This is a genomic window from Serinibacter arcticus (genome assembly GCF_004786095.1).
Lineage (GTDB): Bacteria > Actinomycetota > Actinomycetes > Actinomycetales > Beutenbergiaceae > Litorihabitans > Litorihabitans arcticus.
The window spans coordinates 1-483 of the sequence record NZ_RHPJ01000010.1 but is presented as its reverse complement, the minus strand read 5'-3'; the positions used below and the strand labels follow the sequence as shown (position 1 = coordinate 483).

Sequence of the window (483 nt, the reverse complement as noted above, 5' to 3'; positions counted from 1 at the left end):
ATGGTGGGGACTCATAGGAGACTGCCGGGGTCAACTCGGAGGAAGGTGGGGATGACGTCAAATCATCATGCCCCTTATGTCTTGGGCTTCACGCATGCTACAATGGCCGGTACAAAGGGCTGCGATACCGCGAGGTGGAGCGAATCCCAGAAAGCCGGTCTCAGTTCGGATTGGGGTCTGCAACTCGACCCCATGAAGTCGGAGTCGCTAGTAATCGCAGATCAGCAATGCTGCGGTGAATACGTTCTCGGGCCTTGTACACACCGCCCGTCAAGTCATGAAAGTCGGTAACACCCGAAGCCAGTGGCCCAACCTCTTGTAGGGGGGAGCTGTCGAAGGTGGGATTGGCGATTAGGACTAAGTCGTAACAAGGTAGCCGTACCGGAAGGTGCGGCTGGATCACCTCCTTTCTAAGGAGTCAACGTTGGCTGCTCACAGTTTCCTGCATGTCTTGTTCGTGCTCGCTCGTTGATCCTCTTGCCC

1 rRNA gene is annotated in these 483 nt (G+C 55.9%); it reads left to right on the top strand.

Annotated elements, in window-relative coordinates:
• Window positions 1–410 (top strand): 16S ribosomal RNA (locus SERN_RS15185); the annotation flags it as partial.
• Window positions 411–483 lie beyond the last annotated feature (73 nt).